This is a genomic window from Tunturiibacter gelidiferens, from assembly GCF_013410115.1.
GTDB lineage: Bacteria > Acidobacteriota > Terriglobia > Terriglobales > Acidobacteriaceae > Edaphobacter > Edaphobacter gelidiferens.
The window spans coordinates 1646964-1664415 of sequence record NZ_JACCCV010000002.1 but is presented as its reverse complement, the minus strand read 5'-3'; the positions used below and the strand labels follow the sequence as shown (position 1 = coordinate 1664415).

Genomic DNA, 17452 nt, shown 5'->3' with positions numbered 1-17452 from the left:
GTCCAGAAATCAGACGGCGAGTATGTTGGTTGCAAGGCAATACGATACTTAATTACTGGTCGAAGCTGCTGTCTCGTTGTTCGCTGGATCCAGTTCGCACAGTCTGTCACTTGCCGCGTTTGGCGGTGAAAGCCTCGTCGAACTGTTGTCCGCCGGCTTTTGCTCTTCGTTCATTCGGTCCTAGGTAGTCCCTCACGAAGGCGCAAACCGAGCATTTATAGGAGATCAATATGCGCAAACTCAAAATCATCGAGCATATCTCGCTCGATGGCGTCATCCAGACGACCAGCGGTCCGCAGGACGATTTCCCATACGGCGACTGGACCGCGCCGTATCGCTCGCCTGCAGGGTTACAGATAGTAAACGAGATGTACGGCAAGACCTGCGACGTTTTGAGCAAGTTCACCTGTCCAGAAAGTTCGGTGCGTCGAACTTGGTGAAAACTCCGTTTTCAAGGAACACCGCTTCCGTTCAGAAATCGCGTAGCCCCAACTTCTGCGGAAACTCGTCGGCCTCATCTGGCTGGGGGTGAGAGGCTGTGAAGTAGAAGAGCGGTGCTGCTTCCGATGAGGAAGGTCGCGAGAGAGATCCAGAGGTAGGCTCCGGCGAGATGGGCGGAGCGCGGACGCCCGATGAGGACGCGGAAGAGCCATGATCCTCGGCGATCGACTGGCGCTGCGAGAACGGATCGAAGTCCGGCGACGGTGAAGAAGGCCATGATCGGGATTGCAGAGCGGATGCCATCGGGCTGCAGGGTTGTGTGGGCGTGGCCGGGTTCGACCTGGAGAGTGACCATCTGTGCCAGGGCAAGAGCGACGCTGAGACCGCCGAAGATGGCGAGGCTGATGCGCTGACGCTGAGAGCGCAGGATGGTCTGACTGATGAAGTGGAAGGCGGCTCGCTGCGAGGGATGGCGCAGGATGGTGGCGTGGAGGAGGCGGCGGATGGGATTGGGTCCCTGCCCTTTGGCACTGGTTGCGGCTGACCCCTCGATGAGCTGACGGACGCGGCGACGGTAGGCGAGAGGATAGGTCAGCAAAGTACAGGCCGACGATAAAAGGACTGCGGAGCATCCGGTTCGCGCCAAAGCGTGGAAGATGGCAGGGTTTGATGGTCCGTTGAGGAGGCACTCGTAGATGCCGAGAAACCAGAAGGGCGGAAAGTAGCGGATGGCGGGGCTGCCGGAGGTCAGAAGAGCTTCGAGCGATCCTGCGACGGTGGGGCAGAGTAGAAGGATCGCCAGCAAGACCATGATGGAGAGGCCCTGGAGTAGCGGGGTGATCCGGCGGAAGAAGCCTTCGCCGATAGCGTTGAGGAGGATGCCCTGAATGGAGAGGAAGGTGGTTGCGGCAAAGATTCCGCTCATGGTGACGGCGACGAAGTGTGAGAAGAGATGACGGAAGAAGTTGTGCTGCTCCGCGGCGAGAGGAAAAAAGAGCGTGCCCAGGATGCTGGTGCCGAGTTGAACTAGGAGGAGAAAGATAGCGAGGGCAAGGACGCGAGCGAAGAATAGTGTGCGGCTGGGGATGGGGAGAACCGAGAGAACGAAGATGTCCAGAATGTCGGGGAAGAGTAGATCCCACTCGTAGACGGTGACTGCTCCCATGACGACGAAGGAGTAGACGACGTAGAAAGAGTGGTCGCCTGCTTGCGACCAGAAGGGACGATGCAAGGGGGGCGGGCGGGAAGGCATGGTACGCAGGAAAGAGAAAGAGCGAAACGATCAGAGTTGGCAATGCGACGGCAGCGGCGATCTGCATGACGCGCTTGGTCTCGTCGTCTGAGGCGAGAAGTTCATTGTGGAAGAAGCGGTGGAGGATGTGGCGCACCAGAACTTCGAACCTGCTTTGTACTCGCGCGGGAGATGTAGTCTGCGCCTGCACGGCGAGCGAGAGGACGGAATGCCGAGGTGGGGCGAAGAGGCCGGCGTGCTCAGACATGATGCACCGCCATGGTCTGGACGAGCTGCTGCGCAACGCTCTGCGTGTCCTGCTGCTTGACCAGTTGCGCGAAGACGCTCTCGAGGTTGGCCAGCGCGAGGGAGGTTTTTAGTTCGGAGGGAGGTGCGTCGGCCAGGATCCTTCCCTTGGCAATGACGATGACGCGATGGCAAACCAGCTCGACGACTTCGAGGACATGGGAGATGTAGAGGATCGCTTTGCCCTGGGTGGCGAGCTGTTGCAAGAGATCTTTGAAGAGCCGGGCCGATAGGACGTCGAGTCCGGAGAGGGGCTCGTCGAAGATGAGGAGCTTGGGGTCATGCAGGAGCGCGGCAGCGATGAGGATGCGCTGCTTCATGCCTTTGGAGTAGAGCGAGATGGGCGAGTGCCGCCGCCAGGACTCGAGGCCGAGAAGTGCGAGGAGGCGGTTCGCCTTGAGGTCGATGAGAGGCTCTTCCATCTCGCGCAGGCGCCCCACTAATTGGAGATATTCGAGGCCGGAGAGATGGGTGTAAACATGCGCTTCTTCAGGCACGTAGCCGAAGGCGGCTCGATAGCCGTCGAGGTCGAGGCGGATACTCTTGCCTTCGAAGAGCACTTGGCCGGTATTGGGCTCAAGGAGGCCGGTGACGATTTTGACGGTCGTGGATTTGCCGGAGCCGTTGGGGCCGACGTATCCGACGATCTCGCCCGCGCGGATGGTGAAGGCGACGTTGTCGATTGCGGGAAGGCCGCGGTAGCTTTTGCAGAGTGCTTTGACTTCGAGCATGCAGAGTACCTCTGTACCCTATGTAGCATTCGGAATAGGGGCTCAAGTAGCTTACTACATAGGTATAGTTCTGCCATGGCAACTGCGGAGACCAAGCTCTCGCATACGGCGGCGATGATTCTTCAGGCGGTGAACGCCGGGTATGGTTACGGCTTCAGCGTGATGGAGATGACTGGCCTGCCGAGCGGCACGGTGTATCCGGCTATGAGAAGGCTGGAGCGCGATGAGTTGATCCGGTCGAGCTGGGAACAGCAGGCTATCGCAGATGCGGAGCAACGACCGCCGAGAAAGTATTACAAACTCACCAGGTCGGGTAAGGCGACGCTCGAGGCTTCGCGGAGGCGCTATCCACTGCTTGCGAAGTTAATTCCTTCGGAGCAGGAGGAGCAGGTATGACGCTACGTCCTTCGGCTCTATGCGAGTTGTTGTGTCTCGCACTTCTACGTGGCGCTTCGTGGCTGGTGCCTGGGCGGCAGCGAGAGGCGTGGTGGAGAGAGTGGCGAGCGGAGCTTTGGCATGTACGCCGAGCGTATGCTGCGGAGTATGGTCTCTGGTGGATGGCGGAGCGAGAGGCTGCGGCGTTTTGCCTTGGAGCCTTTCCGGATGCGCTTTGCTTTCGAGAGCAGTTCAAACAACGACGCATACGTTTGGCTACGACGATGGGATCTGCGACGCAGTGTGTTCAGGTGCTCTTTGGCTTGATCGCGATTAGCTATGGTGTTGCGATGCTATTGCCGGATGTTCTGGCAATCCTGCACTTCTCGGCTTATCGCGATACGCGAAACCTGATGCTGCTTCGCGACGAGCACTCTTCTGACGATTCTGTGCCGACGATTACGGCCCCGCAGTACCAGGTCTGGAAGGGGCGACGACAGGAGCTGTTTAGCGGTTTTGCTTATTATCAGATCGCTCAGCAGCCGATGGTACTTGAGAACAGCGTATCTGTTACTCCCCTCGTTGGATCGATTGCTTCCATGAGTTCAAACCTCTTTAGTCTGCTCGGTTTGCGCGTGCGCTTCTCGCGAGAGGCTCCCGGCTCGCTTCCGCGATTGATCCTCAGCGAGCGGATGTGGAAGAGGCGATTTCGCGGCGATCCCCACATCTTTGGGCGCGTTGTTAAGGTTGGGTCGAACCCCGCTATGGTGAGTGGAGTGGTGAGTACAGGCGCGTGGAGGCTGCCAGGACAGGTGGATGCCTGGTTGCTGCTCCCGCAGGATATGGGCTTCTCCAAGGATCTCGGCTTTGTGGTGGCACGTCTTCAAAGGTCGCATGCGGAATGGGGAGAGGGCTGGCACATGTCCGCGCCTACACCCGCGGGAACTGCGGATGACTTCTTCTGTCAGTCGCTTACTGAGAGAACCAGAGGGCCGGGAGATGTCTTTCTTTTCGCTGTGCTGCTGGCTTGCCTAGCGCTACCGGCGACAACGTCACTACCCCTTGGGGAGTACCGCGCCAGTTCGCGACGGGTTTCCTGGTTCACCAGAGTTCGCCGTTGGAGTTTTCTTGGTTGCAAACTGGCGCTGCTGCTCCCGATCGTTTACTTCGTGTCGTTGGATCTCGCTCATATACGCAGCGGGATGGATCCGGTTACGTCAGAGTACATTCAGCTGATGTCTGCGTTTTCAGTGTGTCTCTTCGGACTACGCTGGAGTCTACGTGACCAGCGGCAACGGTGTCCGGTATGCCTTGGGAAGTTGAGCAATCCCGCTCGGGTGGGCCAACCCTCCAGAAGCTTTTTGGCCTGGAATGGAACGGAGCTGATCTGCGTCAGCGGTCACGGCTTATTGCATGTTCCCGAGATGGCTACGAGCTGGTTTAGCGAGCAGAGGTGGTTGTATCTCGATGCGTCCTGGGAGGTTTTGTTTACCGAACCCGCGTTTGAGACGCCGGGCTACTTCTGACGATCGCCCAGATTTGAGAGAGCGCGGCGAAGCTCCCTGAAATTTCGGCTTTGCGGCAAGTTGATAAGAACCTGAAGAAAATGTCGGCGGAGCTGATTGACTGGACATTGAATAACCGAAATTCAGACCCGACGCCAATACCTGCAGTCAGTCGATCCACTTCACGCATTCCCGATCCAATTTCCACAATACGGGCATTATTTGCACAAAAAAATAGACGTGGCATTCGATGCTTTTCGAGCGGATCACGAGTATCTTACGAATCAACGGAGGAGAAATCTTCCAGTAGGAGAGGGTCGACAAAGTCCATCTGGAGAACCGGCGACGGGACTCACGGAGCACTCAGGAAACTGGATGCTTATGGATGGAACGAGAAAGCTCTTACAACGAATGTGATGACAGTAATGTTTGGGGAGCGCGGGCTCCGCTCGCGGTCACCAAATAATTCTGAAGTGGCAATCAGTTGTGATCCGGATCCCGAACCGGGTCTTCGAAAATCGGAAAGCAGGGGGCGAGATCTCGAAAGAGAAAACGCCCCTTTCGCTTTCGTGTACTCGTAGTTCCCATAACCTCGCTTGTCGCGAACAGGGAGCACTCTCTAGACGCTGAGCTACCCTGTGGATGCGGCAAGGGGGAAGGACCGCTCCGGAAGGAGCCAGAGGGTGGATTGTGAACTGGATGTTGGTGGAGTGGGATGGCCTCCCGCTGTATCGGCTGCTGTGACGGTGACGGACTGGAGGCCAGACGGGGTGCCGGGAGTTGAGATTGGGGTGGGTGGGTTCGGCTTTGCGGGAGAGGAACTACAGCCGGAGACCGAGGCAAGAGAGCCGGTGGCGCTGTGGTCATGGCCTTACGAAGGAAGTCGGTAAATTCGGCGGAGTTCATCTCGCCCGATGCCATACCGAACTCTCGATGACGAACTTTGCCGAGTCCGGTAACATGCCCGTAATGGCCACATTGTAGGGCGGATCGGACACGATGCTTGCCCAACTGCCATAGATCACCTGCAACGGTGATTGGAGACTCCGCGATCTCTGGTGAATGATCATCAGGATCGGCCTCGGGCACTGTGTTGAGACCATCGATAAGGAGATCGATCTCAGGAACCTCGAAGCCAATCGCCACTAGATCAAAGTCGAGTTCCAGTTCGGAGAGGATCTTGAGCTGCTCGCCGAGCATCCGCTCATCCCAAGAAGAGTTATCGGTCAAGCAGTTGTCGGCAATCAGAAACGCTGTGCGTTGCCACTCGGTGAGATGACTCAGTCGAATGGCTGGCACGGTCTCCCACCCCAGCCTGCGCGCGCTTGGAGTCGGCCATGGCCCGCTATCACCATCTGCTGGTCATCGATCAGAAGCGGGACGTTGAATCCAAACGACTCGATGCTTTGAGAGATCTGGCGAACTTGTCTGTCGCTATGAACTCTGGGGTTTCGCGGGTCAGGCTTCAAGGGATGTAGTACGGAGATATGTAACTTCTAATGGCGTTATCGACGATTGCATTTTTTCACCTTTGCCCCTGAAGCAAAGTAGCATAGGCACTTAATTGGACCCTCCTTTTCGGCGCCGAGTTAGCTAACTCGCTTGTCGCCCAGTCCGATCTTTCTCTTCAGTGTTCATGAGAATCTCCTTGTTTGGCGCGGCTTTCAGCGCACTTACGCAGCACGACGATTTATGATCAGCCCGGGCGCCGGAGTTCAGTCAAACCTCATTACTTCGTGTGGAGACAGTGGTGTTTGACCTGATCCGTAGGGAGCTAGCCAGGGTCTATGGACAATCAGATTGACCTTGCCGCATCTGCGTCGAATCGCAACCGAGGCATCGCCGTCAGTTCCCGCTTAATCCGATAGCCGACCAAAAAATTGTCCCCTGAATCGGAGAGGGAATCGAAGGCGCTGTACTTGGAGCACGCCTGTTCAAAGGATTTGAGTTTGCGTAGGTCCCGGATCGAACGCCCGTTACAGTTCTCGCGGTAACCAATGCGAAACGGGCCATTCATGGTGGTCCTGTCATGATCCGTTCTAAGTAGGATTGTGCATTAGCGGGCACTTTATTTGGCCTGGCTCAATCTGTCGCGCTCTGTGTTGGCCACCAAAGGCGACGCCATAAAAGATCGCGAAGCTCGCGGCTGTGGATATACGAAAGTATTTCGAACTGGCTCTGTGATTTCAAGTGGCCCGATCCTAAGGTTGATCCCGTACGTGTTCAAACCAAAAACATATGGGAGAAGCAAACCATGAAACGCAACTTGATCAATACGATTGACCGCATAGGCCAGTGCGGACGCACAATGTTCCAGGGATGGAAAAGCGCAGTCTTTCTTTTGGCGCTCTCGATCCTCTTCACCGCAACGGCCCTCGGCCAACTGAACACCGCCGACATACTAGGCACAGTGCAAGATGTCACCGGAGCGGTCGTCCCAAACGCCACTGTGACCCTGAACAACCTGGGAACCAACGAAAAGCGCACCACTCAGTCCAACAGCTCTGGTGAATACAATTTCACGCTCCTCCCTGTCGGACACTACTCCGTTACCGTCAAAGCCGGAGGCTTCAAGGTGTCATCCACCAAAGACATCGCGGTGGAGGCAGGTGACCGCGCGCGTAACGACATCCGCCTTCAGCTTGGTTCAGAGTCAACCACCATCGAAGTCACGGCAAGCACGCCTCTTCTCCAGGCGGATAACGCAACGGTCAGCTCTACCGTGACTGCAAGGGCAGTGCAGGACCTTCCCTTGAACGGCCGCAACTTCGTTCAGCTCGTTGATCTCGTTCCGGGCGCCAACGAGGGTGCCGGTAACGGACTTAGCAGCGGTATGCGTCCAGATGATCGCCGCTCCAACGCCGCCGGCCTGTCCGTCAACGGTCAGGACGATACGCTCAACAACTGGGTAGTAGATGGAGTCGACGATAACGAACGTATTATCGGAACGATCGGAGTCAAGCCGAACGTCGAAGGCATCCAAGAGATCACGGTCCAGACCAACAACTACGCAGCGGAAGTGGGGCGCACTGCCGGCGGTGTCGTCAATGTAGTCACGCGCTCTGGGACAAACACTTTCCACGGTAGCGTGTACGAGTTCTTCCGCAACAACATTTTCGACGCCCGTAACGTGCTTCAAACCACCGGAAACCAGCCCGAACTGCGCCAGAACCAATTTGGCGGTGGCATCGGCGGACCGGTATTCAGAGATAAGATGTTTTTCTATTTTGACTATGAAGGGTTCCGGCAGGTTAGCGGTGTCACAGATACAGGCACGGTACCAACTCTCGCTGAGTACGACGACATTAACAGCCTCAACGGCGGATCGCCCCAGGCGCTGTTGTCGACCAGTAACGGCACATTGACTCCCTCGGGTGGCTATCTCACGGGCCCGAATCTAGTCAATGGCATCAATCCGCTCACCTTAGCTTATTTGAAACTTTTTCCGGCGCCGACGAACCCTGGTGCCGCGGCTGGTTCGCCAAATTTCACGATCAGCCCAAACAAAATACAGAACTACAACACATACGACGCACGGGTCGATTACAAGTTCAACGACAGCAACCTCCTCTTTGCACGCTTTACCTACAACACCGTCAACACTTTTACACCGCCGAATTTTGGAACCGTGAATGGCTTCGAGATAAGCGGCGGCAGATTCAATTTTGATGGTCCCGCAAGTGATGTGGCCCAGCAATATGTTCTTGGTTATACTCACATCTTCAACTCAGCCCTCCTGCTTGATCTCAGAGCAGCGTTCACGCGGATCAACAATCTCTCCCTTCCACTCAACTACGGATTGAATGCCGATCAAGCGGTTGGGTTCCCCGCGAGCATGACCTCTTTCAGTCCTTATGCCGACTCCCTGACGCCGGTTTCAGTTGGCCCCTTCGGCGACATCGGCGACGGCGCGTATGTTCCTCTTCAGGACATCGACAACACCTTCCTCTATTCCGGTGTCGTGAGCTGGACCAAGGGAAACCACAGCATCAAAGCAGGTCTCGCCCTCATTCGCAGGCAGGCTCGTAACGTTCAAAGCGCTTCCGCAGTCGGTGCTTACCAATTCAATCTGCCCAGCGATAGCGCCTCTACCCAGTTACAGACCCAGAACAACCAGCTCGCGTCGACCTTGGTCGGAGCCTACGCATCAGAAACTCGCAACTTCAATCTGTTTCCTCCTGACTACCGCAGCTGGGAGCCGAGTGGCTTCGTCCAGGATAGTTGGAAGGTTAGCCAGAAGTTGACAGTGCTTGCGGGAATTCGTTACGACGTCTTCACCCCATTCACCGAAGCACATAACCGTATTTCGAACTTTGATTTTCCGGAGGCTGTCACCTTATCCCCTACAAACATAGAAGAGGCATTGAAGATAGCGAATGTTAACGGTGTCAACTCACAGGTAAACATCCCGACCGATTACTCCAACGTCGCCCCGCGCCTCGGTTTTTCAGCAGAATTGACGCCGGGAACCGTCGTGCGCGGTGGCTATGGAATAAGCTACTTTCCAGGAAACTACACCTCCAACGCAGACCTGAAGAACCCTCCCTTCACCTCAATCTTCAGCCCCAACTGCCAGTCCACCATTGCGGTTCAGATTGAAACTAGTCAAGGTGCTCTTGCAGGCCAAAACCCGGACTGCGCGACGATAGGCGCACCAGGAGTGATCAACCAGGGACTGCCAACTCCTGTTCCGCCCAACATAACCGACCTAGCCGGCATTACTGGCCTGGCGTTCGTAGCCGAAGCTCCGAAGTTCAAGTCGGCGATGATCCAGCAGTTTAATCTGCAGGTTCAGCAGCAGTTCGGCGCCAACGTCTTCACTATCGGCTATGTCGGTAACGTCGGCCAGCATCTGCCTGAATCAATTAACAACATCAACCAACCCGCACCATTCAACCCCTTGGCTCCTGTAGGCAGTCCGTCTAATCCTGTGGGAGGAGCACATCAACTCCAAGCTCAGCTTCCCAATGTCGGTACTGTCAGCTATATCGCGAGCGAGGGTATATCGAACTACAACGGTCTGCAGACGTCTTTCCAGCGTCGCTTTACCAAAGGGCTGGCATTCGATGCGAACTACACCTGGAGCAAGGCGCTGAGCGACATCACTGGCTTCTCTCAGCAAGGTAGTAACCAGGGCTGGAGCGACGCAGATCCGACCCGCATCCGTCAGATCGAGTACGCCAATGCGGAGACTGACATTCAAAACCGTTTCGCCCTCAGTCTGAACTACGAACTGCAGTATGGGAAAGACTTCACCGGCGTCAAGAGAGCCTTTCTCTCCGGATGGCAAGCTAACACGATCGTGGTCTGGCAGAGTGGTAAGCCTTTTACCATCATCGAAACCGGCGCCGGTGCCGACAATCCTATCGAGAGCGACGGTATAGCACACGGCTTCAACAACCGTGCGACCCCGCAAAACAGTGGAGGGCAGGATCGTCCCAACCAGATCATGGACGCCCGGCTCAGTCACAAGACCAATTCGCACTTCTTCAACACGGCAGCATTTGCCCCTCAACCACTCGGCACAGTTGGTAATACTCAGCGCAACTCGCTGTTCGGACCAGACTTCCGCCATGTGGACCTGTCCATCTTCAAAACCTTTCCCGTCACAGAACGTCTGGGTGTTCAGTTCCGCGCGGAGTCCTACAACATCTCAAACACGCCAAACTTCTACATGCCAAACGGCAACTCAGGCGATGCGTTTGGAAACTCCGCCTTCGGACAGATCTCGGCAACTGATCCGAACTACATTCCCCGTCAGTATCAGTTTGCACTCAAGGTGCTGTTCTAAATTTCAACCGACCCAGAAGCCGGCGGTGGCGACACACTTCTCTGTCGCCGGCCCTATATTTGAAAAAAGAAACGCAAGTGGATTTTGCATCGAGGTTATTCATCTGTAAGCCTAGAAACGTTTCGAATAGGATGTGAGTGAGTGCGAATTATCAATAGGTGGGGATAGCAAGGTGTAGCTTTGACAACCATATATGCGTCTGTTGCATTAGCGTTCGTCTGTTGCGCGACCGTTAGCTATGAACATGTCTGCGCTGCACAGACACCAACGGGAGTGCCGGTAGTGGTCGAACTCTTACCTATTCCGCAGGCGTGTTTATGGTTGTCACGGCGGCGGCCATCGAATGGCGCCAAACCGCGGCCTGGGGTGCCGCGGCGCTTACCGGCTACTACGCCGTCTTTGTCCTCCTGCTAATGAACGGCCGTTTGCTGGTCAGCGGTTACGCCGTATACGGCACCTACGAAAACATCGCCATGCAACTGGCGATCGCCGCGAGCGCTCTGATCGTTTATGCCACCATCGCCCAGATTGACAGAGCACTGACCGTGCGCCTCACACGGCTGGGCCGGATGGCGTTCGGCGTTTGTTCCATGATATGGGGCGCAGCTCATTTTATTTATATGAACCTCACCGCCCCGCTGGTCCCAAAATGGCTGCCGCCGGGGCAAGTTTTCTGGGGTTGTGTAACCGGAGTCTGCTTCATCGCGGCCGGCCTTGGAATCTTGACAGGAATACAGGCCAGACTCGCAGGGATTCTGCTGACGGTTATGATTGCATCCTTCGGCTTGTTGGCGAACGGGCCGATGCTCGTAGCCGATCCCTCGAGCCATTTCAACTGGACCGAAAGCGCACTAAATCTTGCGCTGACCGGCGCCGCCTGGGTTGTTGCAGATTCGCTAGCTCAAATGCTGAGCGATACAAGCAAATCGGCAGCGGGTGTCGACACAAAGGTGGCCACTGGTTGTCCCATAGTGAAGAGCAGGGAGACGCTAGATTTAATGTTGGAGAGTACCTCAATCTTCCCAAATCATCAAATTAAATTCCCTGATACCCAAGGATTAATTCCCTGTTCTATGTAGCTACTGCTAAATGCTAGTAAAGGGTAAGTCTCCGTCAATGAAGCCAATACAGTCGCTTCGGCTTCAATAAAGTCAACCATAAAACGCCGAAAAATCCCTGTATTTCTCCCTGTTGACGGGAATTGAGTTGGAGAGCGGTTCGCTTAAGACTGCGTCCACCGCCATTTAGTCCCGCCACTTGTGGAGCAGCTGTTTGTTTCTCGATATTTTGACCGGAATCCGCGGGAAATAGCAGTTGAGTGGGATCTTCAGAGAAGATCATGCGTCGAGTGGGTTGCTGAAAGACGGAAGATTTCTCCCGTTTTGAGAGGTGGAGAGATTTGCTGTTTTGGGGTTCAAAGCTGCTCGGCCTAGATACGCAGGATAAGATGGCTCCGCCGTCGTGATTCCTCCTAAGGAGGCCAAGACATAGTTTGAAAAGGGCACTTCGCTGCAGTAATTTTTTGAAACGGGTAGGTATCCGTTTTCGCTGGGGTTTTGGCAAACGGACTTGGAGCGGGGACGTGCATTGCGTAATACGGTAACTGTGAAAATCTAAAACTTCATCCGCTGCAAAAGTTTGGCAAATCTCGGATCGGAACGCAGCCCGCTCAGGAAAGGGTCAACCTTCAGATATGCCATGGACGTGGAGTGGTCGGCAGAGGTTTTTTCTAGCCAATAGAGAGCCTGCCCGTTATCCTTCAGTCCGGCGTATACCATCGCAACCGCAAACGCGGGCACGTATTGGTGAGCGGATTTATCCAGCAGCGAAATGAGGACCTGCCGTGCATCGCTAGTCCTGCCCGCCATTGCGTACGCATGCCCCAGGCCCGCCGTGTAGTAGACGTCACCTCCCGAGAGCTGCACGGCCTGCGTGAACTCCGTGATTGCCTTGTCGTACAGACCCCTCGTTTCATACACATTACCGAGGCGAAAGTGAGTACGCGGAAAGCTCGGGTCTATGTCGATTGCCCTGCTAAGGGTCTGGATAGCCTCTTCATACTGACCAGCCAGACAGAAGGTCCATCCAGCGTTACTGTTCACAATCAGCGACAGAGGATCCTCCTCCACCGCCCGTCGCGCCTCCACCAGCGCCTCCGGAAAGCGCCCCATTGCCGCCAGGTTTTCGGCGTTCCACGAATGCGCCATCGCATAATTGGGGTTTACATCGAAGGCGCGCTGAAACTCGTTCTGCGCTGCGGGGCCATTCCAGTCATAGTAGAAGTCAATCAATCCCAGAGTCGCATGCGCATCGGCCAGGTCTTCGTTCATCTGGAGAGCCTTGTGTGCCGCATCCCGTGCCGCCGGGAACGCCTCCTCCGGAGGAATCGCCGCGTAAAGTCCCAGCGCGGCATAGGAATCCGCCACCCCTTCATACGCCTCAGCGAAGTTCGGATCCATCCGTATCGCCTCGCGGAAATACTCCAGCCCTTTCATCATCCCTTCGTTCGTCCGCTTGTTCCAGTAGTACCTGCCCTTGACGAACGCGCTGTAAGCCTCCTGATTCTCCGTGGGCCTTTTAGTAAACCTCTTCTCTTCCTTATTGTTCAGCTGTAGACGAATGGAATGTGCGACACGCTCCGAGACCTCATCTTCCAGGCTGAAGATATTCGTAAATTCCTCATCAAACGTCTGCGCCCACAATTGCGCTCCGTCCCCCACCCTCACCATCTGGACCGTCATCCGCACGCGATTCCCCTCGCGCTGGATCCTCCCGTCAATGATCGCGTCTACCTGCTGCTCCTTGCCGGCGCTCTCTACGCTGATTGAGCTGTTCCTATACTTCTCGATTGCGCTGGTCGGCCGGACCAAAATTTTGCCAGTATTCGAGAGTCTCGTGATCAGCGCGTCGGCCGTTCCCAGGCCAAGATACTCATCGGAACTCTTGCCACCTATGGTCGCAAAAGGCAGTACAGCCAGTGATCCTATCGAACGGCCATTTGCCGAAGCCGTATCAATATGCCTGCTAACCAGCCACCCTGCCATAGCGAGCAGCCCGGCGAGCGCAATGGCCGGGCCAGCCATCCACTTCCGCACCATCACCACCCTGGGCATAAGCGCATAATCTACTGGCGCCATCGCGACGTGCTCCTCCAGCTCTGCGTGCAGTTCACTGGATTCGAGCGGAACCTCCGGCCCTTCTAATACCTGTGCCACAAATCGGTACCCCTGCTTCGATACCGTCTCAATATAGACATGCTTCTCGCGATCGTCCCCTAGGATCTTCCTCAGATGCGAGACCGTCACCGCCAGATTACCCTCCTCGACCGACACTTTCGGCCAGAGAGCGTCCATGAGCTTTTCTTTCAACAGCAGCTGACCGTTGTTTTCTACCATCACCACCAGCAGGTCGAACGCCTTCGGAGTTACTGAGACAGGTCTTCCATGGCGAAGAAGAAGCCTCTGAACGGGGTCCAGACTGAAGTTTCCAAACTCGTATAAGTGGCTGACCGTGTGTGACATGGAGCTTAATAATTCCTTTATCTTTTTTTTGCAATTCTCAAAAGACTTTCTTGGACGCTCAGTCTACGGTGATAGCTGCCTGATCACCGAGAGTTCCTCACAGGCCCGAGATTATAGGCACAGCGAACTATGCAAGTCGAGACGTAAAAGAGGACCCCCCATGCATGACACAGCCCATGGCCCGAAAGATTCCGTCAAGATCAGCTCCTCTACCCAAGTCCCACCCACTATCGGAGCCCCTGAGCCGTCTCACGCACAACTTCTACGCTTTCCAAAGAAGTCTATAAGGCATAACGTCGCAACGCGATCTGGAGTGCACTCTCTGTTGGCACTGCTACTCGCGCTCGTCGGTATTTCGATATCCCACGCACAGACTAACCGCGCAAACCTCTCCGGAACCGTTGAGGACATCACCGGAGCCAAGATTCCCAAGGCTCAGGTCCTCATCACCAACGTCGACACCCGAATAAGTCGGACCATGGTTGCAAACGATGACGGCAACTACAACGCGTCCGCCCTCGTCCCCGGCAACTACGTCGTTAAGGTCTCCGCACCTGGGTTCGCTGGCGAAACCCGCAAGGGTGTTGTGCTAACCGTCGGAGAGGCCTCCCTTATCAACTTCACGCTAAAGCTCGGCAGCATCTCTCAAGAGGTCGTCGTCACAGAAAGTCCTTCGTCGGTCGACGTCACCAGCTCTCAACTTAGCGACTCCGTGAGCGGCCACGAGATGCGCGAGCTTCCCCTCAATGGCCGCTCCTGGACCGATCTCGCAGCCCTCTCTCCGGGTGTTACCGTCATCCAGACCCAGCCGCCCGTCAGCGCGCCCGACCGCATGAAGCGAGGTCTCGGCGGCCAGCTCAGCATCGCCGGAGGACGTCCCCAGCAGAACAGCTATCTCCTTGACGGGATCAACATCAACGACTACTCGAACGCAGGCCCCGGAAGTGTGCTCGGAGGGAACATCGGAGTAGACGCACTGCAGGAGTTCACAGTCGTCACCACTAACCCCATGGCTCAGTACGGTCGCACCGCGGCTGGAGTCGTAAGCGCCGTAACTCGCTCGGGAACCAACGTCTTCCATGGAAGCGTCTACGAGTTTGCCCGCAACGCCGCCCTCGACGCCCGCAACTACTTTGATCCCGCCCAGAAGCCGGACTTCAGCCGCAATCAGTTCGGAGCCTCCTTTGGCGGCCCCATTCAGAAGGAAAAGACGTTCATCTTCGGCGACTATGAAGGCGTCCGTCAAAACCTTGGAGTCTCTTACATCGATACGGTCCCGTCACCAGCCGCTCGCGCAGGAACCCTCTGCGTTCCCTCCGCCGACGGCTCTAACCCCTGCGCTTCCACTACGCACGTTACCCCCGACCCCGCCATCGTGACATTCATGAATGCCTTCATTCCTCTCCCGAACACTGGAAACACACAGGGAGACACCGGAACCTACACCTTCCCGGCCTATCAAGTGACCAGCGAGAACTATTTCACTATCAAGGTCGACCGCACCTTCTCAGCAAAGGACAGCATTGCCGTCGTCTACATGTATGACAACTCACCGAGCCAGCAGCCGGATGCCTTCAACAACGTCCTTACTCTCAGCAAAACAGTTCGCCAGGCAGTCTCGATCCTCGAGACGCACCTGTTCTCCTCAGCCACAGTCAATACCGCCCACATCGGCTTCAGCCGCGACAACGCTGGCTCCCCCTACGCCGCCTCCGCCATCAAGCCAGCTGCCGCCGACCCGCAGTACGGCTTTCAGCCCGGAGACAGCGCCGGAATCGTCCAGGTCCCCGGCCTCACTACCTTCACCGGAGGCGTTAGTGCTGCGAGCCCGCTTCTCTTTCGATGGAACTCCTTCCAGGGCTACGACGACGTCTCTCACACGGCCGGTAAAAATAACTTCACCTTCGGCATCAGCCTCGAACGCATCCAGGACAACCAGGAGAGCTCCGATGCCCCCGGCGGCAACTTCTCCTTCCCCTCTCTGGATTCCTTCATCACCAACCAGCCACAGTCTTTCATCACCACCCTGCCCTCCACCCTCACCCCGCGCAACCTACGGCAGACCATCTTCGGAGCCTACGTCCAGGACGACCTCCGTCTAACTCCCAATCTCACCCTCAACCTTGGACTCCGCTATGAGACTGCCTCTGTCCCCTACGAGATCAACGGCAAGCTCTCCAACCTCCGCGTTCTCCAGGGCGACACTCCCTACCTCGGCAACCCCTACATCAAGAACCCAACCTTCAAGAACTTCCAGCCCAAAGTCGGCTTCGCCTGGGATCCATTCCGCGATGGCAACACCTCGGTCCGCGGAGCCTTCGGCATCTACGACATACTGCCTTACATCGTAGAGATGGGCAGCGGCGTTGACGCGGCCTACCCCTTCGCTCAGGATGCCAGCACAGGAGTCCTCCCTGCAGGAGCTTTTCCGACCACCGCCTATGAAATCGTCGCGAACAATCCTGCCAGCCGCAACTTCTACGTCCTCCAGTACAACCCCCCGCGCAATTACATCATGATGTGGAATCTCAACGCCCAGCGCGCCATTGCCAAAGACACTACCTTGCTTGTCGGTTACGTCGGCTCTCGCGGCGTCCACAACTGGTACCAGACGGACGACGGAAATATCGTCCTCCCGACCACTCCGGATGGAAAGAACTATTATTGGCCTACTCCCATCGGCAGCGGAACCGTCGTCGATCCTCTCGTTGGCCAAACCCTCGACGCACGCTGGAACGGTAACTCCTACTTCCACGGCCTTGAAACCCAAATCACTCAGTCTCCCTGGCATGGCCTCCAGGGTCAGCTCTCCTACACCTGGTCTCGTTGCATCGATACCAGTTCAGGCTCGGCAGCTTCTGATCAGTACAGAAACTCGCTTAATGTAGACCTCTACATCGCTCCCCAAACCCATCGCGGCCCTTGCGACACAAACATTGGCCAGAACCTCACCATCAACTCGATCTACAACATTCCCGGAGACCAGTCCCGCCATGGCATCGCAGGATGGGCCACTAATGGTTGGCAGACCGGTGGCATCTTTACGGCGGCCAGCGGAGCTCCGTTCAGCGTCACCATCGGCGGAGATCCCCTTGGAACCAACGCCGCCATACCCTTCGACTTTCCCGACCGGCTCAAGGGCTGCAAGCTCACCACCGGAGATCCGAACGGCTATATCAATCTCAAATGCTTCGCGTTCCCAAATCCCGTCAATCGCATGGGTAACGCCGGAAGGAATGAGCTCACCGGTCCGAGAAGCATTAACTTCGACTTCTCTCTTTACAAGAACACGCCGATTGAGCGGCTCGGCAAAGACGCCAACCTGCAATTTCGGGCAGAGATCTTCAACTTGATGAACCACGCCGACTTCGCTGCACCCACAGACCACTTCCAAATCTACGATGGGTCAGGAAACGGCGTTCCTGCCGCCGGTCTGATCGACCAGACCACCTTCACCTCCAGGCAAATCCAGTTAGCAGTCAAGCTGACCTTCTAATCTGTCGAACCTCTCACCAGTACCTGCATCGCGAGCAGCACACAGGCCCTGGAAG

The 17452-nt window shown here is 56.2% G+C and carries 10 protein-coding genes; 7 read left to right on the top strand and 3 right to left on the bottom strand.

Translation table 11 applies throughout. The features are described from left to right. Positions 1-230 precede the first annotated feature (230 nt). Positions 231-440 carry a dihydrofolate reductase family protein gene (locus HDF12_RS18945; protein ID WP_179585922.1) on the top strand — a complete coding sequence of 70 codons (210 nt, stop codon included), beginning with the start codon at positions 231-233 and terminating at the stop codon, positions 438-440. A gap of 74 nt (positions 441-514) precedes the next feature. On the opposite strand, the gene HDF12_RS18940 is transcribed toward HDF12_RS18945, so the two are convergent. Together HDF12_RS18940 and HDF12_RS18935 are read right to left on the bottom strand one after the other, a co-directional pair. Beyond that, entirely contained in the window at positions 515-1693 is a 1179-nt protein-coding gene (locus HDF12_RS18940) for a hypothetical protein (protein ID WP_179585920.1), read from the bottom strand. 239 nt (positions 1694-1932) lie between these two features. Beyond that, positions 1933-2709, bottom strand: coding sequence for an ABC transporter ATP-binding protein (locus HDF12_RS18935; protein WP_179585918.1), 777 nt, complete (start codon positions 2707-2709; stop codon positions 1933-1935). 75 nt (positions 2710-2784) lie between these two features. On the opposite strand from HDF12_RS18935, the gene HDF12_RS18930 reads away from it, so the two are divergent. From HDF12_RS18930 to HDF12_RS18905, 5 genes are all read left to right on the top strand, one after another. After that, on the top strand, positions 2785-3105 hold the full coding sequence (locus HDF12_RS18930) for a PadR family transcriptional regulator (protein ID WP_257025735.1): 321 nt from the start codon (positions 2785-2787) through the stop codon (positions 3103-3105). Next, positions 3102-4610 (top strand): hypothetical protein, encoded by a 1509-nt coding sequence (locus HDF12_RS18925; protein ID WP_179585916.1) that lies wholly within the window; start codon positions 3102-3104, stop codon positions 4608-4610. Before HDF12_RS18930 ends, HDF12_RS18925 begins: the two co-directional genes overlap by 4 nt. A 662-nt stretch (positions 4611-5272) precedes the next feature. Further along, positions 5273-5479: a hypothetical protein gene (locus HDF12_RS18920; RefSeq protein ID WP_179583712.1), complete on the top strand. Its 207-nt coding sequence runs from the start codon at positions 5273-5275 to the stop codon at positions 5477-5479. 1364 nt (positions 5480-6843) lie between these two features. Further along, positions 6844-10380, top strand: a complete 3537-nt coding sequence (locus HDF12_RS18910) for a TonB-dependent receptor (protein WP_179585914.1) — start codon at positions 6844-6846, stop codon at positions 10378-10380. 317 nt (positions 10381-10697) lie between these two features. Further along, on the top strand, positions 10698-11459 hold the full coding sequence (locus tag HDF12_RS18905; protein ID WP_179585912.1) for a hypothetical protein: 762 nt from the start codon (positions 10698-10700) through the stop codon (positions 11457-11459). A 534-nt stretch (positions 11460-11993) separates the two neighbouring features. Here the strand turns inward: HDF12_RS18905 and HDF12_RS18900 are convergent. Further along, complete coding sequence (locus HDF12_RS18900) at positions 11994-13901, bottom strand: tetratricopeptide repeat protein (protein WP_179585910.1); 1908 nt, start codon at positions 13899-13901, stop codon at positions 11994-11996. A gap of 325 nt (positions 13902-14226) precedes the next feature. Here HDF12_RS18900 and HDF12_RS18895 point away from each other — a divergent pair, with 325 nt between their 5' ends. Then, positions 14227-17397: a TonB-dependent receptor gene (locus tag HDF12_RS18895; RefSeq protein WP_179585908.1), complete on the top strand. Its 3171-nt coding sequence runs from the start codon at positions 14227-14229 to the stop codon at positions 17395-17397. Positions 17398-17452: the final 55 nt, after the last annotated feature.